This is a genomic window from Pseudomonas sp. PGPPP1, from assembly GCF_002255865.1.
GTDB lineage: Bacteria > Pseudomonadota > Gammaproteobacteria > Pseudomonadales > Pseudomonadaceae > Aquipseudomonas > Aquipseudomonas cremoris.
In genome coordinates this window covers 406,608-426,907 of record NZ_NKIG01000002.1, presented here as the reverse complement: position 1 = coordinate 426,907, position 20,300 = coordinate 406,608, and the positions used below count along the sequence as shown (strand labels likewise).

At 63.2% G+C, this 20,300-nt stretch carries 21 protein-coding genes; 11 read left to right on the top strand and 10 right to left on the bottom strand.

Features of this window, described 5'->3' with window-relative positions; all coding sequences use genetic code 11:
• Positions 1-331: 331 nt before the first annotated feature.
• The 7 genes from CFE47_RS06370 to CFE47_RS06340 all read right to left on the bottom strand — a co-directional run bounded on the left by CFE47_RS06370 (position 332) and on the right by CFE47_RS06340 (position 7,244).
• Positions 332-1,801: an aldehyde dehydrogenase family protein gene (locus CFE47_RS06370; protein ID WP_286835974.1), complete on the bottom strand. Its 1,470-nt coding sequence runs from the start codon at positions 1,799-1,801 to the stop codon at positions 332-334.
• Positions 1,794-2,615, bottom strand: a complete 822-nt coding sequence (locus tag CFE47_RS06365; protein WP_286835984.1) for an ABC transporter permease — start codon at positions 2,613-2,615, stop codon at positions 1,794-1,796. Before CFE47_RS06365 ends, CFE47_RS06370 begins: the two co-directional genes overlap by 8 nt.
• Position 2,616: 1 nt before the next feature.
• Positions 2,617-3,525: an ABC transporter permease gene (locus CFE47_RS06360; protein WP_286835973.1), complete on the bottom strand. Its 909-nt coding sequence runs from the start codon at positions 3,523-3,525 to the stop codon at positions 2,617-2,619.
• Positions 3,526-3,556: 31 nt separating this feature from the next.
• On the bottom strand, positions 3,557-4,699 hold the full coding sequence (locus CFE47_RS06355; protein WP_185710897.1) for an ABC transporter substrate-binding protein: 1,143 nt from the start codon (positions 4,697-4,699) through the stop codon (positions 3,557-3,559).
• 32 nt (positions 4,700-4,731) lie between these two features.
• The gene (locus tag CFE47_RS06350; RefSeq protein ID WP_286835972.1) at positions 4,732-5,847 is read right to left on the bottom strand and encodes an ABC transporter ATP-binding protein; all 1,116 of its coding nucleotides are present in this window, start codon (positions 5,845-5,847) and stop codon (positions 4,732-4,734) included.
• Between the two features lie 140 nt (positions 5,848-5,987).
• Positions 5,988-6,797, bottom strand: coding sequence for a response regulator transcription factor (locus tag CFE47_RS06345; RefSeq protein WP_286835971.1), 810 nt, complete (start codon positions 6,795-6,797; stop codon positions 5,988-5,990).
• 147 nt (positions 6,798-6,944) lie between these two features.
• The gene (locus CFE47_RS06340; protein ID WP_185710900.1) at positions 6,945-7,244 is read right to left on the bottom strand and encodes a hypothetical protein; all 300 of its coding nucleotides are present in this window, start codon (positions 7,242-7,244) and stop codon (positions 6,945-6,947) included.
• 218 nt (positions 7,245-7,462) lie between these two features.
• Here CFE47_RS06340 and CFE47_RS06335 point away from each other — a divergent pair, with 218 nt between their 5' ends.
• Genes CFE47_RS06335 through CFE47_RS06325 form a run of 3 tightly spaced genes read left to right on the top strand, consistent with a single transcriptional unit; the run spans position 7,463 to position 9,613 of the window.
• Positions 7,463-8,107: a secretin and TonB N-terminal domain-containing protein gene (locus CFE47_RS06335; protein WP_286835983.1), complete on the top strand. Its 645-nt coding sequence runs from the start codon at positions 7,463-7,465 to the stop codon at positions 8,105-8,107.
• Complete coding sequence (locus tag CFE47_RS06330; protein WP_185710901.1) at positions 8,104-8,649, top strand: RNA polymerase sigma factor; 546 nt, start codon at positions 8,104-8,106, stop codon at positions 8,647-8,649. Before CFE47_RS06335 ends, CFE47_RS06330 begins: the two co-directional genes overlap by 4 nt.
• A gap of 37 nt (positions 8,650-8,686) precedes the next feature.
• Positions 8,687-9,613, top strand: a complete 927-nt coding sequence (locus CFE47_RS06325) for a FecR family protein (RefSeq protein WP_286835970.1) — start codon at positions 8,687-8,689, stop codon at positions 9,611-9,613.
• 15 nt (positions 9,614-9,628) lie between these two features.
• Here the strand turns inward: CFE47_RS06325 and CFE47_RS06320 are convergent, their stop codons facing one another.
• Both CFE47_RS06320 and gspH read right to left on the bottom strand, forming a co-directional pair.
• Positions 9,629-10,237 carry a type II secretion system protein GspJ gene (locus tag CFE47_RS06320; protein ID WP_286835969.1) on the bottom strand — a complete coding sequence of 203 codons (609 nt, stop codon included), beginning with the start codon at positions 10,235-10,237 and terminating at the stop codon, positions 9,629-9,631.
• A 14-nt stretch (positions 10,238-10,251) separates the two neighbouring features.
• Positions 10,252-10,704, bottom strand: a complete 453-nt coding sequence (gene gspH / locus CFE47_RS06315; RefSeq protein WP_286835968.1) for a type II secretion system minor pseudopilin GspH — start codon at positions 10,702-10,704, stop codon at positions 10,252-10,254.
• 108 nt (positions 10,705-10,812) lie between these two features.
• Between gspH and CFE47_RS06310 the strand changes: the two genes are divergently transcribed.
• The gene (locus CFE47_RS06310) at positions 10,813-11,244 is read left to right on the top strand and encodes a type II secretion system protein N (RefSeq protein WP_286835967.1); all 432 of its coding nucleotides are present in this window, start codon (positions 10,813-10,815) and stop codon (positions 11,242-11,244) included.
• Here the strand turns inward: CFE47_RS06310 and gspI are convergent.
• Entirely contained in the window at positions 11,231-11,596 is a 366-nt protein-coding gene (gene gspI / locus CFE47_RS06305; protein ID WP_286835966.1) for a type II secretion system minor pseudopilin GspI, read from the bottom strand. The genes CFE47_RS06310 and gspI overlap by 14 nt on opposite strands.
• A 148-nt stretch (positions 11,597-11,744) precedes the next feature.
• On the opposite strand from gspI, the gene gspG reads away from it, so the two are divergent.
• The 7 genes from gspG to gspF all read left to right on the top strand — a co-directional run bounded on the left by gspG (position 11,745) and on the right by gspF (position 20,274).
• On the top strand, positions 11,745-12,194 hold the full coding sequence (gene gspG / locus CFE47_RS06300; RefSeq protein ID WP_286835965.1) for a type II secretion system major pseudopilin GspG: 450 nt from the start codon (positions 11,745-11,747) through the stop codon (positions 12,192-12,194).
• Between the two features lie 8 nt (positions 12,195-12,202).
• A complete protein-coding gene (gene gspK, locus CFE47_RS06295) occupies positions 12,203-13,078 on the top strand; it encodes a type II secretion system minor pseudopilin GspK (RefSeq protein ID WP_286835964.1) in 876 nt (291 codons plus the stop codon).
• Complete coding sequence (gene gspL / locus CFE47_RS06290) at positions 13,075-14,109, top strand: type II secretion system protein GspL (protein WP_286835963.1); 1,035 nt, start codon at positions 13,075-13,077, stop codon at positions 14,107-14,109. Before gspK ends, gspL begins: the two co-directional genes overlap by 4 nt.
• Positions 14,102-14,614, top strand: coding sequence for a type II secretion system protein M (locus CFE47_RS06285; RefSeq protein WP_286835962.1), 513 nt, complete (start codon positions 14,102-14,104; stop codon positions 14,612-14,614). The genes gspL and CFE47_RS06285 overlap by 8 nt, the downstream gene beginning before the upstream one ends.
• Positions 14,611-16,911 (top strand): type II secretion system secretin GspD, encoded by a 2,301-nt coding sequence (gspD, locus tag CFE47_RS06280; RefSeq protein WP_286835961.1) that lies wholly within the window; start codon positions 14,611-14,613, stop codon positions 16,909-16,911. The genes CFE47_RS06285 and gspD overlap by 4 nt, the downstream gene beginning before the upstream one ends.
• Before the next feature lie 733 nt (positions 16,912-17,644).
• Positions 17,645-19,063: a type II secretion system ATPase GspE gene (gene gspE, locus CFE47_RS06275; protein ID WP_286835960.1), complete on the top strand. Its 1,419-nt coding sequence runs from the start codon at positions 17,645-17,647 to the stop codon at positions 19,061-19,063.
• Positions 19,063-20,274, top strand: a complete 1,212-nt coding sequence (gspF, locus tag CFE47_RS06270) for a type II secretion system inner membrane protein GspF (protein ID WP_286835959.1) — start codon at positions 19,063-19,065, stop codon at positions 20,272-20,274. The genes gspE and gspF overlap by 1 nt, the downstream gene beginning before the upstream one ends.
• The last annotated feature ends 26 nt before the right edge of the window (positions 20,275-20,300 follow it).

Sequence of the window (20,300 nt, the reverse complement as noted above, 5' to 3'; positions counted from 1 at the left end):
TAAGCGCCCCGTTAAACCACGCTGGCCGAACGCAGGCTTGAATCCGTGGGTAACCCGGCAGGACGCCGGGTTAGCCGCGCTGGGCCAAGGATGGCCCATCGCGGCGGCCCACGGATTCAAGCCGGAGAGAGGGCACACCGAGCCTAGGCGAGGTGCCGAGTGGTGGGGCAAGAGCCCTTTGCTTACTTTGGGGCTTTTCCAAAGTGAGCCGCCGTAAGGGCGGAACCAATAGCCGCCGTTACCCAAAGAATGGATATGTACACCGAAGGACCGCTATCGCAGGCAAGCCAGCTCCCACATTTGAATTGCATTTCTCCAGTTAGAAGGCGGTCTATAAATACCAGCCCCATGGCTGGTCGCTGACATACTCGGTCACCTGCTTGACCTCCAGATAATTGTGCAACCCCCATTCCCCCAACTCACGGCCGATACCGCTGTGCTTCATCCCGCCCCACGGCGCTTCGACGAAGGTAGGCTGTGAGCAATTGACCCAGACAATCCCGGCCCGCAACTGATTGGCCACCCGCGTGCTGCGTTGCGGATCGGCACTCATCACCGCCGCCGCCAGCCCGAAGCGGCTGGCATTGGCCATCTGCACCGCTTGCTCCTCGGTCTTGAAGCGCTTCACACACAGCAACGGCCCAAACACTTCCTCACGCCACAGGATGCTGTTATGCGCCGGCTCATCAAAAATCGTAGGCTCCATAAAGTAACCCTCGGCCAGGTGGGCAGGGCGTTTGCCCCCGGTGAGCAGCCGCGCACCGCTGGCCAGGCCCTGGTCGACAAAGCCAAGTACCTTGTCGTACTGACCCCGGCTGACCAACGGGCCAAGCAGTACACCGGGTTCCAGGCCGGGGCCGATGGTGATCTTGCGGGTTTCCTCCACCAGCCGTTCGATCAGGCGCGGGGCGATGCTGTCCTGCACCAACAGGCGCGAAGTGGCGCTGCACACCTGACCCTGGTTCCAGAAGATCCCGAACAGAATCCACTCCACCGCCGCGTCGATATCGGCGTCATCAAATACGATGAACGCCGATTTACCGCCCAGCTCCAGGCTGATGTTCTTGATGTCCCGCGCAGCCGCCGACATGATCTTGGACCCGGTGGGCACGCTGCCGGTGAACGCCAGCTTGTCCACGCCGGGATGCTCGGTCAGTGGGCTGCCCGCATCCACGCCAAGGCCGGTGACCACGTTCAACACGCCAGCCGGCAGGCCGATGCGGTCGGCGGCGGCCGCCAGTTCCAGGGCGGTGAGGGGCGTCAGTTCCGAGGGTTTCAACACCACCGTAGCGCCAGCAGCCAAAGCCGGAGCGACCTTCCACGCCGCCATCAGCAACGGGTAGTTCCAAGGGATGATCTGCCCGGCCACGCCGATCGGCTCGTGGCGTATCCGGCAACGAAAACGCGCGTCCGGCAAGGCCAGTGGTTGGTCCTGGCGAGCGTCGAGTTCACGCGCCAGCCCTGCGTAATAACGGAAGCAACCAATGGCGTCGCCCACATCCCACAGTGCCTCGGGCAGCGGCTTGCCGTTGTCGCGTACTTCCAATTCGGCGAGGGCCGGTTGGACACGTTCCAGCTCGTCCGCCAAGGCGTCCAACCACTGGCCGCGCTCCTCTGCGCTTGTCTGGCTCCAGCCGTTGTCGAAAGCGCGGCGTGCAGCGCGCACCGCGTGGTCGATGTCTTCTTCGGTGCCGGCGGCAACCCGCTCGAACACCTGCTCGGTGGCCGGGTCGATCACATCCAGGTAACCGCCCAGATCCGGGCTGACCCACTGGCCGTTGATGTACAGATGATCACGCATGGGCAGGCTCCTGGGCACGGCGGTTTTGCAGGTGGCGGGAAGTGAACAGCAGGATCAGCGACACGCAGATGATCACGGTGGACACCGCATTGATCTCTGGCGTTACCCCACGGCGAATCGACGAGAAGATGTAGATCGGCAGCGTGGTCTCGGAACCGGCGACAAAAAACGCGATGATGAAATCGTCAAAGCTGAAGGTGAACGCCAGCAGGAAGCCGGCCATGATCGCCGGGCTGATCTGCGGCAACGTCACGCGCCAGAAGGTTTGCATGGGCGGCGCATAAAGGTCGGCCGAGGCTTCCAGCAGCGCCTTGTCGAGGGTGTCGACGCGGCTGCGCACAATCACCATCACCAGGGCCATGGTGAACAGCGAATGGGCGGCAATCACCGTGAAGAACCCCATGTTCAGGCGCGGCATGCTCGGTATCAGGCTGGCGAGCAGTGGGTTGATCAGGTCGAACAGGCTGATGAACGCGATCAAGGTCGAGATGCCGATCACGATGCCCGGCACGATGATCGCGCAGTAGGTCAGTGCATCGAACAGCAGGCGTACCCGCGGCCCGGCCCGTTGCAGGCCAAACACCGCCAGGGTGCCGAACAACGTGGCGATCAGCGCCGAACACAAGGCGATAAACGCGCTATGCCCCAGGGCTTCCATGATGAAAGGGTTGCTGAACGCGCGGCCGAACCACTGCACCGAGCAGCATTCGAATGCCAGGCCACTGCGTCCGGCGTTGAAGCTGAACAGCACGATCAGCGCGATCGGCGCATACAAAAACAGATACAGCGACGTCGAATAACTGCGCAGCCACATATCACAGGCCTCCATCGGCAGGGCGGCCGCCATAGCGCGCCACCAGCTTCAAATACACGCCGATGATCAGCAGCATCATCGCCACCAGAGTCATGGCCAGCGCACTGCCGAACGGCCAGTTGCGCGATTGCAGGAACAGGTCCACCAAGGCATTGCCGACAAAAAACACCTTGCCACCGCCGAGGATTGCCGGGATCAGGAACTCGCCCATCAGCAGGATGAACACCAGCATTACCCCGGTGATGATCCCCGGTGCCGACAGCGGCAGGGTGATGCGCCGAAAGCTTTCAAAGGCGCTGGCACCCAAGTCGGCTGAGGCTTCCAGCAGGCGTTTGTCGAGTTTTTCCAGGCTCACGTAGATCGGGAACACCATCAGCGGCAGGTAGCCGTAGACGATGCCGATCAGCACCGCCCACGGCGTATTGATCAACCGCACATCTTCCAGGCCAAGGCTGGCCAGCAGCGCCGGAATGCCCTTGCCGCTGAGGATAAAGATCCACGCGTAGGTGCGGATCAGGAAGCTGGTCCAGAACGGCACGATCACCAAAGTCAGCAATAACGAACGGTTGCGACTGACCTTGACCGCCAGGAAATACGCCAGCGGATACGCCGCCACCAGGCACACCAGGGTACCCAGCGGCGCCAGCATCAGCGTGTTGCCGAATGCCGCCGCGCGCGATCCCAGGTTGAGGTAGTTGGCCAAGGTGAAGCCACCGGCATAACCGCCAACGGCACTGCGTTCGCCAAAGCTGAACACCAGGATGATCACCAGCGGCATCAACAACAGCAGCAGGAACCACAAGGTCGACGGCAACAGCATCAGCAGGGTGATCCGCCGCCCCAGGCTGCGCCGGGGGGGCGCGGCAGCGGGCAGGGCGGTCACCGTGGACGGGTGAGTGGCGGCATGCATGGGGGACTCCTCAGTGGCCATGGCTGGACGATCAGGCGGACTTGAACCGCGCCATCAACTCGGCGCGGGCGGGGCTGGTGAGCGTGGCGGCGGCACCGAACTCCAGCGGGCTGAGCGCTTCGGCGGCGGGGTACATGATCGGGTCGTCGAGCATGGCGGTGGGCAGCAGCGCGTCGACACGCTTGTCACCGCTGGGGTAGCCGTGGCTCAGCACTTCGAGCTTGTTGTGCTGCGGGTCGAGCAGGTAGTTGATGAACGCGTAGGCGGCGTCCTTGTGCTCCGAGCTTTTGGGGATGGCAAAGAAGTCGCTCCACAATTCGCCACCTTCCTTGCCCAGGGTGAAGTGCATCTGCGGGATATCGCGGTGCAGTTGCGAGGCGTCGCCGGTCCAGGACATCGCCAGCCAGGCATCGCCGCTGCGCATCGACGGTTGGATATCCGAGTTGATCGCAAACAGGTGCGGCTTGACCTCGATCAGCAGCTTCTCGGCGTCGGCCAGTTCTTTCGGGTCCAGGGAGTTGAAGCTGTAGCCAAAACTTTTCAAGGCGTTGCCGATGGCGGTCAGTTGGTAGTCGTGAACCATGGTGCGACCACTGGCCGGGCCTTTGGCGGCAGCCCAGAACTCCTTCCAACTGGTGGGGCCGTTCTTGAGTTTTTCGGTGTCGTAGCACATGCCGGTGGTGCCCCAGTTTTTTGGCACGGCGTAGACCTTGCCGTCCACGGTGCCCTGGGCGATGAACTTCTGCTGGAACGCCGAGGCATCGAAGTTGGGAATGCGCGACAGGTCCAACGGCTCGATCAAGCCCAGGCCCACATAGGTGCTGATGGTGTAGTTGGTCGGCACCAACACATCCCAACCGCTGCCGCCGGCTTGCAGTTTGGCGAGCATCTCTTCGTTGGAGCCGAACACGCTCATGGACACCCGTGCGCCGGTGGTTTTGGCGAACGCGTCGAGGTTTTCCTGGCTGTGGTAATTGGGCCAGGTGGCCAACGACAGACGATCGCCCAGCTTGGGCTGTTCGGCGGCCTCGGCGGTGGAGGTCAGCAACCCCGGCATGTTGGTGGCGACTACTGCGGCCGCTAGCCCCAGGCCCGTGCGGCCGAGGAACTCACGACGGCTGATGGAACCGTTCTGCCAACTGCGCAGGGTTTTGAGAAAGGTTTTCTGGTCCATGACACGCTCCACAATCGTTTGAGAAAAGTGATTTACAACGCCATGGCCAGGCCATTGGCATGATCCCAGCCGACGCTGACCGCTGCGCCGTGTTCGAACGCCTGCAGGCCTTGATCCTGCTGGCGTGGCACGCGCACGCAGACCACGCCGAAGGCCTGGGTGCGTACGCGGTATTCGGTGGAATTGCCCAGGTAGATGCGGTCCTCCACACAACCTGGCAGCGATACTTCACGGGCCAGTTCGGCACCGGTGGCGGCGATGCTGATCAGCTCCGGGCGCACCGCGATGCAACCTTCGGCGTCTGCCCCCAGCGCCTGGCCGGTGGGTGTCAGCGGGCTGGTCAGTTCCAGGCCCTGGGCCGTGCGCAGCACCACCGCGTTGCCTTGCAGGCGGCGCACGGTGCCGTTGAACAGGTTGGACTCGCCGATAAAGTCGGCGACGTAGCGGCTGGCCGGGGTTTCGTAGAGTTGCTCCGGAGTGGCGGTCTGGATGATCGAACCGTTGTGCATCACGCTGATGCTGTCGCTCATCGACAAGGCTTCTTCCTGGTCGTGGGTCACCAGCACAAAGGTGATGCCGACTTCCCGTTGCAGGCGCAGCAACTCCGATTGCATCTCCTTGCGCAACTTGCGGTCCAGCGCCGCCAGCGGTTCATCCAGCAGCAGTACGGTGGGTTTGTTCACCAAGGCGCGAGCCAGGGCCACACGTTGCTGCTGGCCGCCAGACAATTCGCTCGGCTTGCGTTGGCCAAAGCCGCTCAGGCGCACCATTTCCAGGGCTTCATCGGCCATGCGCAGTTGGGTTTTCTTGTCGGGGCGCGGGGTGCGATAACGCAGGCCGTAGGCGATGTTCTGCGTCACGGTCAGGTGCGGGAACAGCGCGTAATGCTGGAACACCATGTTCACCGGCCGCTCGAAGGCCGGCACACCGGCCACGTTCTGCCCGGCGAGGCGTACTTCGCCGCTGGTGGGTTGTTCGAAGCCTGCGATCATGCGCAGGGTGGTGGTCTTGCCGCAGCCCGAACCGCCCAGGAAAGAGTGGAACGAGCCACGGCGCACCGAGAAGTTCAGGCCGTTCACGGCCTGCACCGGGCCATAGCGCTTGACCACGTTGCAAAATTCGATGTCGCTGGGCGAAGTGTCGTTCACGGTCTGGCTTCCTCGAGGCGGGTTTGCGTCGAGGGCCAAACTAGCAATGGGGGTTTTGCGCTGTATATATCCCTTGGGGGATAGAGTCGTTTTCGGTGATTGCGATGTTGCGCTTAACTGCCTGAACAGCGTTGTGCCAATCAGGCAACCGCCACCAACTCCTGACCAGTGAGGTCGCGGATAAACAACCCGAGCAGCTCCGACTGGCTACCAATGCCGAGCTTGGCGTAGATGTTCTTGCGATGGATCTTCACCGTGCCGGGGCTGATGCTCAACTGCTCGGCCACCGAGGCGCTGGAGTGGCCGCGCAATAACAGTTGCACGATCTCCTGCTCGCGCCCGGTGAGGATATGCGCGCCGAACTGGTCGAAGGCTTCGCGGATCTTGAAGTCCAGGTCCTGGGCCGGGCGTGGTTGCTGTGCCTGACGCAAGCGCCAAGCCTCACCGATCACCTGTTCCACCACCGCATGGGCGCATTCGATCAACTGCATCTCATCACGACTGAACGCGCAACTGGAGGTGGCGCGCATCAGCGACAACACCGCCGTGGCCCCCGCACCCAGGTCGACGAAAAACGCGATCTCTTCCGCCAGGCCCGTCTGTTGGTAATAGGTGAGGTAATACTCGCCGAGGTAGAAGTGGTCCGGTGCGAACTGGCGCAACCGCCACAAACCCGGCGCCTGGCCACGGGTACAGGCCAAGTAGAACGGGTCGAGCAGGTAGGGGCCGCACTGGTAGTCGTCCACATACACGCCGCGCTTGTCAGCGCAGAACGTGTCGAACATCGCCAGCGGGCGGTGGTTGCCTTCGTAGACAAACAACACGAAGTGATCTACCGGGCAGACCTGGCGCAACCAGTGGCTAAGCCCCGCCAGTCGTGCATGGCCGGCAGGCAGGTCCAGCAGGTGGGCGACACCGGTGGTCCAGAGTTTCAGTTCCTTGGGGCGCATGGCGGGTTCAGATGACGAGGGAGTGGCGGAGGATGCACGAACTGCGCCATGGCCTCATGGGCCCGCAGACACGGGGACGGCGCAAGTGGGCATGCCCCAAGGCGGGGCGAGATGTTACCGAGTGCTACATTTTTGTTTCCGTGGCCCTCAAGGTCGCTGCGGTTTCACCGAGGTGCCGAAGGTATTGCCCATGCGCACACTGGTGGCTGCCGGTGTGGACAAACCCACTGCATTCGGCGCGCGTTTATCGACCGGAATGTTCTGTGCTTCACGGTTTTTCTTCGTTGCCTTGGCCGCGTTTGTATCGCTGCCCATCTGTTGGCTGAGGCAGCCGTAATCGGGTGCCTTGTAGCCGTCCACCGACACTTCGGTGCAGCTGTCGGCAAGGGCAAACAGGGGTAAGGCACTGCACAGCAACACGCTGGCAAGGGTGGGCAAACGCTTCATCGCAGCCTCCTGGCGGGCCCGCGGGGGTGGGCCGGTTAGGCTTGGAAGTGTAGTGCAGTGGACTTCTCGTCACCGTGATGTTTTTTTTTGCCATCACCGTAACATCAGGTTCATAAACGAGCCTCAGGATGACGGTTTTCTAGGACACGTCGGCCGTGCAGCGATGCAACGCAGGGGGTGAGCAGGGGGGCTGGAGGCGCGCCGTATGCGCCGTGGTCTTGCTGTTGCTGCTGGGCATAGGCACGGCGGCGCAAGCGCAGTCACCGCTGCTGACCCTGAACCTGCCGGCACAGGACCTGGAACATGCACTGCAAGCCTACAGTCGCGCCACCGGGATGGCGGTGCTGGTGGACCGCGAGTTGACGCGGGGCCGGCGCTCCATCGGAGTGCGCGGGCGTTTCACGGCGCAAGAAGCACTGGCGATGTTGCTGACAGGGAGTGGCCTGATGGCGCGTTATGCACGCAACGATGCATTCACCTTGCAACTGCCCGAGGTCAGCCCGCCGCCTGCGGCCCGTGGTGCAGCGGCACGCAATGCCGCGAGGATCAACAACAGCTACGCCACGGCGTTGCAGCAGGCCATTGAGGCCAGCCTGTGCCGCTCGCCCCTGACGCGCCCCGGCAGCTTTCGCGCGCTGGTGCAGGTTTGGGTCAACCCTGAGGGGTGGATCGAACACAGTCGGCTGGTCAGTTCCACCGGCGATGAACAACGCGATGAAGCACTGGTGCGCAGCCTCGGCACTACGCAGGTGGAACGACCTGCACCGAGTTCGCTGCGCCAGCCGGTGACTTTACTTTTGATGCCCGACACAACAGGAACGCGCATGGAATGCACAGCAGGAAAGGGAGCCTGGAGCGGATGAAAAATACCGGGCACAGTACGATGGTCAGCTTGTTCCTGGCGTCCTACGAAGACTTCAAGGTGCGTTTGCGCAAGCGCCTGGGTTCGGAGGACCTGGCCAATGATGTCCTGCACGAAACCTACCTGCGGGTCGACCGCATGGACGTCCCGCCTAACCTGCAACAACCCAACGCTTACCTCTACCGTATGGCCCTGAATATCGCCGCCGACCGCCGCCAGGCCGACGCGCGCTTGCTCACTGGCAGTGAAGTCGAGGAACTGCTGCAAACCGCCGACGAAGCCCAAGACCCGTCACGGGTAGTCGGCGGCCAGCGGGAAATCCAGTCCCTGGTCAAAGCCCTCTACGAACTGCCGGCACGCCGCCGCAAAATCCTCATCGCCGCCCGCCTGGAGGAAGCGCCGCACCTGGAAATCTCCCAGCGTTTCGGCATCTCCACGCGCATGGTCGAGAAGGAAATCAAGGCCGCCCTGGGCCACTGTGCCAAGCGTCTGGAAAGAAAAGTGATTCAGCGGTTCGGTCCCGGGGCCGGAAAACCGTCTTAGTGTCGAGTCCCTGATAAATCCGTGAGTATGTGCGCGCTTGAATATTTTTAGCTTCCTCACCGCCCGGCAAACCGCTGCCAGCCCCCTGCACGATGAAGCTCGCGACTGGCTGGTGCTGCTGACGTCGGGCCGCGCCACCGTCGCCGACGCCAAGGCACTGCACGCCTGGCGCGCCCAGAGCCCGGAACACGCGCAGGCGTTCGAACAGGCCAAGGCGCTGTGGCAGCAACTGGCGCCGGCGCTGCAACAGGAATCTCAACCGCGCAACTTCGGCCGCCGTGCCTTCCTGGGTGGCGCAATTGCCGCCTCGGCCGCGGTGGTAATGGTGAGCGTCGGTGTACCCGGTGGTTTCGCCGGGCTCTCGGCCGACTACCGCACCGAAGTTGGCGAGCAGCGTCAGGTACTGCTGAGCGAAGGCGTCAGCCTGGAACTGAATACCCAGACGCGCATCAGCCGCGTGGGGCAGGGCATTGAACTGCTCGAAGGCGAAGTCGAAGTGCTCGCCCACGTAGCCCAACCGCTCAAGGTCCAGGCAGGGGAAGGCTGGGTAAGTGCGGCGCAAGCACGGTTCAACGTACGCAATACCGACCGTAGCGTGTGCGTGACCTGCATCGAGGGTTCATTGTTGGTGGATGTGGCCGGGCGCAGTGTGCGTCTGGAAAGCGGCCGTCAGTTGACCTACGGCGCAGCGGGTGTGAGTGAAGTGGCGGTAGTGGATACCCAGGCGGTGGTGGCCTGGCGTGAGCAGATCCTGGTGTTCAACAACGCAACGTTGGCGACGGTCGTGGATGAGATCAACCGTTATCGACCTGGGATGCTGGTGCTGCTGAACAAGGAACTTGGCCAGCGCCGGGTACAGGCGCGGTTCAGTTTGCAGCAACTGGCGGGGGTGGCGCTGTTGATTCGGGATGCGTACGGCGTCAAGTGCACGGAGCTGCCGGGGGGCGTTGTGTTGTTGAGTTGAGGCATAGGCGTGCCCTTATCTTAACGGCCCCACCACCTGGCGGTACCGCTCCACACCCTGCGGTGTGTCCCGCACCCAACTGACCTCCAACCCCAACGGGTCCTCTCGCCGATTGCCGCTTAACTGCCGCCAGCCCTTATCCACCTCCCAAACCCGTACTTGCACGTCACTCACACCGGTCAACACCACCACCCCCTCCTTGGCCGCCGGCAACGGGAAGCGATCCCGTGCGGGCGCCAAGGCCCGGTACAGTGAATCGCCCTTGAGCCACCAGCGCACCCGTTGCAAGCCGTCCCCTGCAACGGGGGCGCTGCGGATCACGTCCAGGCGAAAGCCTTGGGTGTCGGAACTGCGCACGGTCACCGCCGCCAGCCCTTCGACTTCGGGTGAGCCGGGTGCCACAAGTTCAACACTGGCCCGCAAGCTGATGTCGCGCTGCAGTTGGTTCAAGGCCCGCAGCAGTACCTCGGTTTGCTCGGTACTGGCCTGCAAGTGCTGGTCCGCGCGGGTTACGCTATCGAGCCCACGCCAGGCGATGACGCTGACCAGTGCCATCAGCATGATCGCTACCATCACTTCGATCAGCGTGAAGCCTTGCTGTGATGGGCGTTGCTGTCGATTCATTCCCGTTCCCTTGCTCATGGTTGGCTGATTACACGCATCAGGCCGGCGGCGTCGCGTTGCAGGCTGAGGCTGTGTTGCCCGTCTGAAAGCACCACGCGCACCGGCGGGTTGATCCATTCGGCATTGAGCACCAGGGTTTGCCGGGGTTCGATGTTGAGTTGCATCGGGGTGCTTTCCCATAGGCGTGGTCGCAGTTGAGCGTCGCCCTGGAAGGCGTCTACCCCCAGCCCATCATCACTGCGGCGGCTGAATCGAAAACCCTTGGCATCCGCCCGCAACGTAATCGGCCGACCGTCGGCGCGGGCTTCGGCCTGGGCGACTTGCAGCAGTTGGCTGAGGCGTTCGGCGTCTTTGCGCAGCAGGTGCAACGGATCGGGTTTGATGGTGAGGCTGATGGCAGCACTGGCAATGCCGATGATCACCAGCACCACCATCAGCTCGATCAGGGTGAAGCCTTGCTGTTTCATTGGTCTGCCCCTGGGGAGCTGGAGAATGCTTCAAATAAAAACAGCTGAAATAAAAACGTGCGAATTGGCCTGTAGGCTGGTGCCACGGACAAACAGGAGGTCCTCCCCATGGCATTCGCCCTTCGTGTTTCACCCGCCCATGGCGTGCAGGCGCTGGCGTTGTTGGCGGCATTGGCCGGTGTTGTGGTGTGGACGCCGCTGTTGCTCACCTCCGCTGAATCCAACACGCCCCAAGCCACGCCCCAGGCCTTGGCGGCGCGCAGCGATAACCCGGCGTTGCACTGGTTTTCCACAGTGGCGGCGGTCCCGCAGGTAAAAGTCACGGGGGTGCTGGCCGGGGCCCGTGGCGCGGTGGCCATCCTCAGCCTCAACGGTGGCCCGCCGCGCAGTTTCTTGTTGGGCGAACGTCTCAGCCCCGGCGTGCGATTGACGGCCATCGAAGGTGACGGCGTAGAGATCGAGCACGCTGGCGAAAAGGTTCGCGTCAACCTCGACAAATTGCCCGATGGCCCTGCGTTGCCGACGCTCACTCGGCCATGACCTGTGTGTCCAGGCGCGCCAGGGGCGGGGCCTCGCGGCTGGCGTCCAACACTTGCACGCTGACCTGAAACACGCGGCCCTCGGCATTGACGGTTTGCTCACAGCGCAGTTTCAGGCGGCCTTGATCGCAGTCGAACGTCTTCTTGCCGCTACGCAGGTGGCCTTCCAGGCGCAGTTCCGCCAGGCGGCTTTGTGCTGCCAGCAGCGCGATGGATTTGTCGCGCAGCAGCCCATTGCTCTGGGTCATTAACCCGGCCACGCGTACGGCGGCAGCCATGGCCACAGCGATGATTGCCAGCGCCACCAGCACCTCGATCAGGGTGAAACCTTGCGCGTTGCGACGGCCGTACATGGCGCTCTCAAAGCCGGGAAACAGGCCCGCAGACTAGCGCCGGGAGTTGACCGATTGGCGACTGAAACTCCCGAGGATTTTCAATACGACTGACATGTGTTCTTGCAACACTGCGCCACGAATTGCACTCAAGCCAAGGAATGTCGAGATGGATATCGCGCGCCTAACGTCCCCATTGCCAGGCCCTCGTCGCCAGCGTGGGTTCACGCTGATCGAGATCATGGTGGTGGTGGTCATCCTCGGGATCCTGGCCGCCATGGTGGTGCCTAAGGTCCTCGACCGACCGGACCAGGCACGGGCCACGGCGGCCAAGCAAGACATCGGCGGCTTGATACAGGCGCTGAAACTCTACCGCCTTGACCACGGCACTTATCCGAGCATGAACCAGGGCCTGAAAGTGCTGGTGGAGCGCCCGGCAGATGCGAAGAACAGCAACTGGCGCGCCTATCTGGATCGCTTGCCCAACGACCCTTGGGGCAACCCTTATCACTACCTGAATCCGGGTGCCAACGGTGAGGTGGATGTGTTCTCCCTGGGCGCCGATGGCCAACCGGATGGCGATGGCGTCAACGCCGATATCGGCTCCCGGCAGTTGTAAGGCGCGTCATGAAACGGCATTCGCCCACAGCGGCGAAGCAACGCGGCATGGCGATTATCAGCGCGTTGCTGATTGCGGCGGTGGTGGCGGTGCTGGCAGGCAGTATGCTCACGCGCCAGACCGTGTTCACCCGCAGCCTGGAGGCCGAGCAACTGCGTGTCCAGGGCCAATGGCTGTTGCAGGCAGGGCTTGAACGCAGTCGGCAGATGTTGTGGGAGGCACGCCAGAAGGACGTGCTGACTCGCCTCGATCAGCCCTGGGCGCGTGCCCAAGGCGGTGAGGCTGAGAGCCGTATCGAGGACGAGCAGGGCAAGTTCAATCTGCGCAACCTGGTCAATCGTGATCGCGATCAAGCGGATGCCGAGCAACAGCAGAGTTTTGAACGGTTGTGTCGCACGGTGGGTGTTGATCCGGCGGTCAGTCGGCGGATCAGCCAGCGCGTGATCGCCTCTTATATCGCGCCCGCCAAATACCCGATGTTGCGCAGCCTGGACGACCTCGCGGGCCTTGAAGGTCTCGACCCGCTGTTGCTGCAGCGCATGCACGCGTACATCAGCGTGTTGCCCGCCAATACCTGGGTCAACGGCAACACCGCCAGCGCCGAAGTGCTCAGTGCAGTGGTGCCCCAGCTCAGCCTGTCCCAGGCCCAAGGGCTGGTGGCCGAGCGAAACAGTGGGCAGTGGTTTATCAACCGTGGCGACTTCGTCAACCGGCTGCACTTGCCACAGGTGGCGGTGGACTCGGTGCAGGTCGGCATTACCAGCGAGTGGTTTCGCGTACAGGGCCAGGCGCGGCGCGAGCAGCGGCGGGTGACCCTGGATGCGTTGTTGCACCGCCCCGAAGACCGTCAGCCGCAGGTGATCTGGTCGCGGGTGGGCGTATGAAACACTTGCGCATCGGCTTGCCGCCGTTGGATCAATTGACCGCCCAGAGCCAGGTCAGGTTTGCTTGGCTGGAGCGTGGCGTGGTGGTGAACGAAGGCTGCGAAAGCCTGGCGCAGCTGGGCAAGACCCGCGCCGCAATGGAGTGTTTCCTGCACCCGCGTGACAGCCTGCTGACCAACCTGGAGCTGCCACCGCTGCCTGCGGCAAAAACTGCGGCGGCCGTGGCGTGTGCCGCACAGGCGCTGATCCTCGGCCCCGTGGAGCAGATGCACGTGGCGCATGGCCCACGTGAAAGCGATGGCCGTGTGCAGGTGGCCTGGGTGCCCAAGGCTGGGCTGGAGCAGTTGGCCCAATTGCAACTCAAACTGCGCGGGCTGTACCCGGCGCCCTATGCCTTGCCGGTGGGTGCGGCGGCGTTGGACGAGGGTTACCTGCTGACGCGCGACAGCCTGCAACAAGGCACGGTGCATCCATTGGGGCAGCAGGCACTGGATGTGCCGTTGGTAGACGCGGCCATGCGTTGGAGTGGCCCGACACCCGCCTGGGGCCTGCATGGCCGTCTCAGCCAGCCCGCCAGTGGCGGCTGGGGCAGGGCGCTGGGCTGTGTCGCATTGGCCACCGTCATCTGGACCCTTGGCCTCAACCTGTACGCCGCGCGCCAGGTGGATGAGGGCCAGCGGCTCAAAGCGTTGATGAGCCAGCAAGTGCGCCAGGCGTTTCCCGAATTGCCGGTGGTGCTCAATCCCTTGCAACAGGCCCGTCAGCAGTTGGCCGCACGCCAGACAGGCGGCGGCCAGGGCTTCACCCACGTGTTGCAACTGGCGGGCAGCAACCTGCCATTCATGGTCGCCAGCGTCGACAGCCTGACGTTCGAGCAGGGACGCCTGCACCTTGAATTACTCGCCGACAGCCGCAACCCAACTGTCGAGGGCGACTGGCAAGCCGCGTTGACCCAGGCCGGTTTCACCGCCAGCCGAGAGGACCATGGCTGGAGCATCGGGCCGGTAAAACCGGAGGCCGGCGATGAATAAAGTGCAGCGTTTGCGTAGCCAGTCCCAGGTGTTCTGGCGCGGCCTGGCCTTGCGTGAAAAACGCATGCTGGGCGGCGCAGGTGTTGTGCTCGCCGGCCTGTTGACCTGGTTGATTCTGGTCCAGCCCGCGTTGAAAAAGATCGACTACTGGCAAGCCGAAACCCCCAAGCTGCGCGCCCAGGCCGAAGCCTTGCAAATTCTGTTGCAGGGTGTCGCGGCACCGAAACCTGCCGATGAAACCGCACTGCGCCAGGCCTTGGACAGCGCTGGCCTGCAAGGTCGTTACCAACTGCAGGCGGAGGCTTCTGGCAGTTGGCGCTTGAGCTTCGACAACGCCCCGGCAGATGCCGTGGTGGACTGGTTGCTGGGCAACGCTCGTTTGTTTTCCCTGGAGGTGTCCGAGGCGCGTTTACAGCGCGCACCGGAGGCTGTCGACAACTCGGCCGGCACTGTGTCCGGGACCGTTCGCATGGATCAGGCGCTTGGCGCTAAGGAAGCTTCATGAAGTGGTCAGTCCCGCCTTTTCGTTTGGCCGCACCGCTGTTGGTGCTTGCCCTGAGCGCGTGCAGCAACAGCCCGCCCACCCAACCGTTGCTGGTGGACAGTGAACTCGGCCAGCCGTTGGCCGAGACCCGGCGCAGCGACACCGCGCTGGATCGCCAGCGCGAACCTGCGCCCAGGCCTCCCGTACAGCATCAGGTGACCAACAGCGCCCGTGGCCACGCGCCGGCAGTCGTCAAGGCGCGCAACCCGCTGGGTGAGCAACCGGTGCAACTCAATTTCGTCGATGCCGATATCCAGGCCGTGGTGCGTGCATTGTCGCGCGCCACCGGCCAGCAATTTCTGGTGGACCCGCGTGTGAAGGGCAACCTGACCCTGGTCAGCGAAGGCCAGGTGCCTGCACATCAGGCCTACGACATGCTGCTGGCCGCACTGCGCATGCAAGGTTTCAGCGTGGTCGATGTGGGCGGCGTGGCCCAAGTGGTGCCTGAGGCAGATGCCAAATTGCTCGGCGGGCCGATCTACAGTGCCGGCAGCAGCGGCATGCAGACCCGCACCTTTCGCCTGCAATACGAGAATGCGGTGAACCTGATCCCGGTGCTGCGCCCCATTGTGTCGCCGAACAACCCGATCAATGCCTACCCCGGCAACAACAGCATCGTCATCACCGACTACGCGGAAAACCTGGCGCGTGTGGCGCAGATCATCAATGGCATCGACACCCCCAGCGCCATCGACACTGACGTGGTGAAGGTGCAGAACGGCATCGCGGTGGACATCGCCGGCATGGTCGCCGAGTTGCTGGAGACCCAGGGCGCGGACCAGACCCAAAAGATCAACGTGGTCGGCGACCCGCGCTCCAATTCGATCATCATCCGCTCTGGCAGCCCCGAGCGTACGGAGCTGGCGCGCAACCTGATCTACAAACTCGACAATGCGCAGAGCAACCCCAGCAATATGCACGTGGTGTACCTGCGCAACGCCCAGGCGGGCAAGCTCGCGCAGTCGTTGCGCGGCTTGCTCACCGGCGAGAGCGACTCCGGCGTGAGTGACGAAGCCCGTGGCAAGCTCAGCGCCATGGGCAGTACCGGCAAAAATACACAGACCGCGAGCAATGCACAGAACAGCAGCGGCACGCCTACCGGCAGTGGGGTGCCGCCGGGCTACAGCCAAAACACGCCATCCACCGGCACCACCAGCAACGATCAGGACACCGCGTTCAGCGCGGGCGGCGTGACTATCCAGGCCGACGCCACCACCAACACCTTGCTGATCTCCGCGCCGGACCCGCTGTACCGCAACCTGCGCGAAGTGATCGACATGCTCGACCAACGCCGCGCCCAGGTGGTGATCGAAAGCCTCATCGTCGAAGTGAGCGAGGACGATGCCACCGAGTTCGGCGTGCAATGGCAGGCGGGCAATTTGGGGGGCAAGGGCGGTTTTGGTGGCGTCAATCTGGGGGGCAGTGGGTTGAACGGTACGCCGACCAGCAAGACCAGCATCGACGTGTTGCCCAAGGGCCTGAATATCGGCCTGGTCAATGGCACCGTGGATATCCCCGGCATTGGCAAGGTGCTCGACCTCCAAGTACTGGCCCGAGCCTTGAAGAGCAAAGGCGGCACCAACGTGCTGTCCACGCCGAACCTGCTGACCCTGGACAACGAGGCCGCGAGTATTTTTGTGGGGCAGACGATCCCGTTTGTCACCGGCAGCTATGTGACCGGCGGTGGGGGCACCAGTAACAACCCGTTCCAGACCGTGCAGCGTGAGGAAGTGGGGCTGAAATTGAATGTGCGGCCACAGATTTCCGAGGGTGGCACGGTGAAGCTGGATATCTACCAGGAGGTCAGCAGCGTGGACACGCGGGCGTCGGTGGACGCGGGCACGGTGACCAACAAGCGGGCGATCGATACCAGTATTTTGTTGGATGACGGGCAGATCATGGTGCTGGGCGGTTTGCTGCAGGATGGCTACAGCCAGAGCAATGATGCGGTGCCGTGGTTGTCGGATATTCCGGGGTTGGGGGCGTTGTTTCGCAATGAGAAGCGCGCTGTGAGCAAGACCAACCTGATGGTGTTCTTGCGGCCCTATATCATTCGCGACAGTGGGGCGGGGCGCAGTATTACGTTGAATCGTTATGAGTTTATGCGTCGGGCGCAGGGTGGGTTGCAGCCGGAGCATAGTTGGGCGATGCCGGATGTGCAGGCGCCGCAGTTGCCTTCGGTGGAGAAGGCGATTCCTCAGTCGTTGGGGCCTCGGGCGGTGATTCGGGCGGTGCCTGTTTCTGGGGGGCAGCCGTGACCGGGTACATATCCGTTGCTGCGGTAACGGCGGCTTATGGTTCCGCTCTTACAGCGGCTCACTTTTGGAAAGGCCCAAAAGTAAGCAAAAGGCCTTCGCCCCACCACTCGGTGTCTCGCCTAGGCTCGACATGCCCTCACTCCGGCTTTGGAGCGTGGGCCGCCGCGATGGGCCATCCTTGGCCCAGCGCGGCTAACCCGGCGTCCTGCCGGGTTACCCACGCTCCAAAGCCTGCGTTCGGCCAGCGTGGTTTAACGGGGCGACGAAGATCAAGATCAAAAGCAGATCAAAGGCAGATCAAAAGCTGGTTGGCTGTACACCACCCTGTGGGAGCTGGCTTGCCTGCGATGCAGACACCTCGGTGTATCTGGACTACTCAGTTGATGCTATCGCAGGCAAGCCAGCTCCCACAGGAAAACACAGGCGCCCCAGAGACCCGGTCGGCTACCAGGCCGCCGCGCTGTGTTTTTGATGTTGATCTTAGGCGCCCCGTTAAACACGCTGGCCGGAATTCGGCAGGGATGTGGGGGGTAAACCGGCAGGGATGCCGGTTTAGCCGCCCACATCCATGTCGAATTACGGGCACACCGAGCCTAGGCGAGGTGCCGAGTGTTGGGGCAAGAGCGTTTTGCTTACTTTTGCGCTTTTCAAAAGTGAGCCGCCTTAAGGGCGGAACCCTAAGTAGCCGTTATCCAAAAAACGGATATGTACACCGAAAAACAGGACCAACCCCATGAGCCTGCTTCCCTACGCCTGGGCCAAATCCCAACGCATCCTCCTGCGCCCCAGCAGCGAGGGCATGCTACTCACCGTGTGCCCCTCAACCCCCGGCTGGTCCATCAGCGAAGTCCAACGCCAGTTCGGCCAGTCCCACATCGAACAGGTCCGCGATGACGAACTCGACGGCCTGCTCACCAGCGCCTACGCCGACACCGGCAGCGCCGCCGCCGTCGTCGGCGCCGCCGAAAACGAGGTCGACCTCGACCGCCTGATGCAAGACATGCCCGAAGTCACCGACCTGCTCGACACCCAGGACGGCGCCCCGGTGATCCGCATGATCAACGCCTTGCTCACCCAAGCCGCCCGCGACGAGGCCAGTGACATCCACATCGAACCCTACGAAACCCATTCCGTGGTGCGCTACCGCGTCGACGGCACCCTGCGCGACGTGGTCTCACCCCGCAAGGCTCTGCACGGCGCGTTGGTGTCGCGCATCAAGATCATGGCCCAACTCGACATCGCCGAAAAACGCCTGCCCCAAGATGGCCGTATTGCCCTGCGTGTGGCGGGCAGGCCGATTGATATTCGGGTGTCGACGGTGCCCACCGGTCATGGCGAGCGGGTAGTGATGCGGTTGTTGGACAAGCAGGCGGGTCGCCTGCAATTGGAGACATTGGGCATGGAGCCGCAACTGCTGGCGCGCCTGGACACGTTGATCCGCCAACCCCACGGCATCGTGCTGGTCACCGGCCCCACCGGCAGCGGCAAGACCACCAGCCTGTACGCAGCCCTGGCGCGGTTGGATGCGAGCACCAGCAATATCCTCACCGTGGAAGACCCGGTGGAATACGACCTGCCGGGCATCAGCCAGATCCAGGTGAATGCCAAGATCGACATGACCTTCGGCCTGGCCCTGCGTGCGATCCTGCGCCAGGACCCGGACATCATCATGATCGGCGAGATCCGAGATCTCGAGACCGCGCAAATTGCGGTACAGGCCTCGCTGACCGGTCACTTGGTGTTGGCGACGTTGCACACCAACGATGCGGTGTCGGCGGTCAACCGGCTGATTGATATGGGGGTCGAACCGTTCCTGCTCGCCTCATCGCTGCTCGGTGTATTGGCCCAACGCCTGGTGCGCCGCCTGTGCCCGCATTGCAAGCAGGAAGACCCGGCCGCACCCGGCACTTGGCGCCCAGTGGGTTGCGCGCAGTGCAACGGCATCGGCTACAGCGGGCGTACCGGTATCCATGAGTTGTTCTGCGTCGACGACGATGTGCGCAGCCTGATCCATCAGGGCGCCAACGAGCAGGACCTGCGCCTGGCTGCCCGCCGCGCCGGGATGTTCAGCATGCGTGAAGACGGTGAGCGCTGGGTACGCAGCGGCGCCACCGCGCCCGAAGAAATCCTGCGCGTGACACGGGACGCCTGATGAATCGCTATCGCTTCGAGGCCGCCGATGCCAGCGGTAAGGTCGAGTCCGGGCATGTGGAGGCCGACAGCCAAAGCGCGGCGTTTGCCAGTCTGCGCAGCCGGGGGTTGACCGCACTGCTGGTGCAGCTCGAAGGCAATCAGCCGACGGCGGGCGGCAGTAGTCTGTTCAGCGCAAAGCTGTCGGACAACGACCTGGCCTGGGCCACACGCCAGTTGGCGAGCCTGCTGGGTGCCAGCTTGCCGTTGGAAGCCGCGTTGAGCGCGACGGTGGAGCAGGCCGAGAAAAAACACATCGCCCAGACCTTGAGCGCGGTGCGCGCCGATGTACGCGGCGGCATGCGCCTGGCGGATGCGTTGGCGGCACGGCCACGGGACTTCCCGTCGATCTACCGCGCGTTGATTGCAGCCGGGGAGGAGTCCGGTGACCTGGCCCAGGTGATGGAGCGCCTGGCTGACTACATCGAGGAGCGCAACAACCTGCGGGGCAAGATTCTTACCGCATTCATCTACCCCGGTGTGGTGGGGTTGGTGTCGATCGGCATCGTGATTTTCCTCCTCAGTTACGTGGTGCCCCAGGTGGTCAGCGCGTTTTCCCAGGCGCGCCAGGACCTGCCGGGGCTGACCTTGGCGATGCTCAATGCCAGCGACTTTATCCGCGCCTGGGGCTGGTTGTGTTTTGCCGGCATCGTCGGCGGTTTTTGGAGTTGGCGCCTGTATCTGCGCAATCCCGTGGCGCGCCTGAATTGGCACAGCCGGGTGTTGCGGTTGCCGTTGATCGGGCGCTTTGTGTTGGGCCTGAACACGGCGCGCTTCGCCTCGACCCTGGCGATCCTGGGCGGCGCCGGTGTGCCGTTGCTGCGTGCCTTGGAAGCGGCGCGGCAAACCTTGTCCAATGACCGCCTTGATCAGTGCGTCAGCGACGCCACCGCCAAAGTGCGCGAAGGCGTCAACCTGGCGCCGGCGCTGGCGGTGGAGAAGGTGTTCCCGCCGGTGCTGATCCACCTGATCGCCAGCGGTGAAAAGACCGGCTCGCTGCCGCCGATGCTGGAGCGGGCGGCGCAAACGCTGTCCCGTGATATCGAACGCCGCGCAATGGGCATGACGGCGTTGCTGGAGCCATTGATGATCGTGGTGATGGGGGCCGTCGTACTCGTCATCGTCATGGCGGTATTGCTGCCCATCATCGAGATCAACCAACTCGTCACCTGAACACGCGCAATCAAAAAATGTGGGAG

What these genes read in the sequence shown, in the direction of transcription:
- CFE47_RS06370 (WP_286835974.1), bottom strand. Translation starts at nt 1,801, where the DNA reads ATGCGTGATCATCTGTACATCAACGGCCAGTGGGTCAGCCCGGATCTG.
- CFE47_RS06365 (WP_286835984.1), bottom strand. Translation starts at nt 2,615, where the DNA reads ATGTGGCTGCGCAGTTATTCGACGTCGCTGTATCTGTTTTTGTATGCG.
- CFE47_RS06360 (WP_286835973.1), bottom strand. Translation starts at nt 3,525, where the DNA reads ATGCATGCCGCCACTCACCCGTCCACGGTGACCGCCCTGCCCGCTGCC.
- CFE47_RS06355 (WP_185710897.1), bottom strand. Translation starts at nt 4,699, where the DNA reads ATGGACCAGAAAACCTTTCTCAAAACCCTGCGCAGTTGGCAGAACGGT.
- CFE47_RS06345 (WP_286835971.1), bottom strand. Translation starts at nt 6,797, where the DNA reads ATGCGCCCCAAGGAACTGAAACTCTGGACCACCGGTGTCGCCCACCTG.
- CFE47_RS06340 (WP_185710900.1), bottom strand. Translation starts at nt 7,244, where the DNA reads ATGAAGCGTTTGCCCACCCTTGCCAGCGTGTTGCTGTGCAGTGCCTTA.
- CFE47_RS06330 (WP_185710901.1), top strand. Translation starts at nt 8,104, where the DNA reads ATGAAAAATACCGGGCACAGTACGATGGTCAGCTTGTTCCTGGCGTCC.
- CFE47_RS06320 (WP_286835969.1), bottom strand. Translation starts at nt 10,237, where the DNA reads ATGAATCGACAGCAACGCCCATCACAGCAAGGCTTCACGCTGATCGAA.
- gspH (WP_286835968.1), bottom strand. Translation starts at nt 10,704, where the DNA reads ATGAAACAGCAAGGCTTCACCCTGATCGAGCTGATGGTGGTGCTGGTG.
- CFE47_RS06310 (WP_286835967.1), top strand. Translation starts at nt 10,813, where the DNA reads ATGGCATTCGCCCTTCGTGTTTCACCCGCCCATGGCGTGCAGGCGCTG.
- gspI (WP_286835966.1), bottom strand. Translation starts at nt 11,596, where the DNA reads ATGTACGGCCGTCGCAACGCGCAAGGTTTCACCCTGATCGAGGTGCTG.
- gspG (WP_286835965.1), top strand. Translation starts at nt 11,745, where the DNA reads ATGGATATCGCGCGCCTAACGTCCCCATTGCCAGGCCCTCGTCGCCAG.
- gspK (WP_286835964.1), top strand. Translation starts at nt 12,203, where the DNA reads ATGAAACGGCATTCGCCCACAGCGGCGAAGCAACGCGGCATGGCGATT.
- gspL (WP_286835963.1), top strand. Translation starts at nt 13,075, where the DNA reads ATGAAACACTTGCGCATCGGCTTGCCGCCGTTGGATCAATTGACCGCC.
- CFE47_RS06285 (WP_286835962.1), top strand. Translation starts at nt 14,102, where the DNA reads ATGAATAAAGTGCAGCGTTTGCGTAGCCAGTCCCAGGTGTTCTGGCGC.
- gspD (WP_286835961.1), top strand. Translation starts at nt 14,611, where the DNA reads ATGAAGTGGTCAGTCCCGCCTTTTCGTTTGGCCGCACCGCTGTTGGTG.
- gspE (WP_286835960.1), top strand. Translation starts at nt 17,645, where the DNA reads ATGAGCCTGCTTCCCTACGCCTGGGCCAAATCCCAACGCATCCTCCTG.
- gspF (WP_286835959.1), top strand. Translation starts at nt 19,063, where the DNA reads ATGAATCGCTATCGCTTCGAGGCCGCCGATGCCAGCGGTAAGGTCGAG.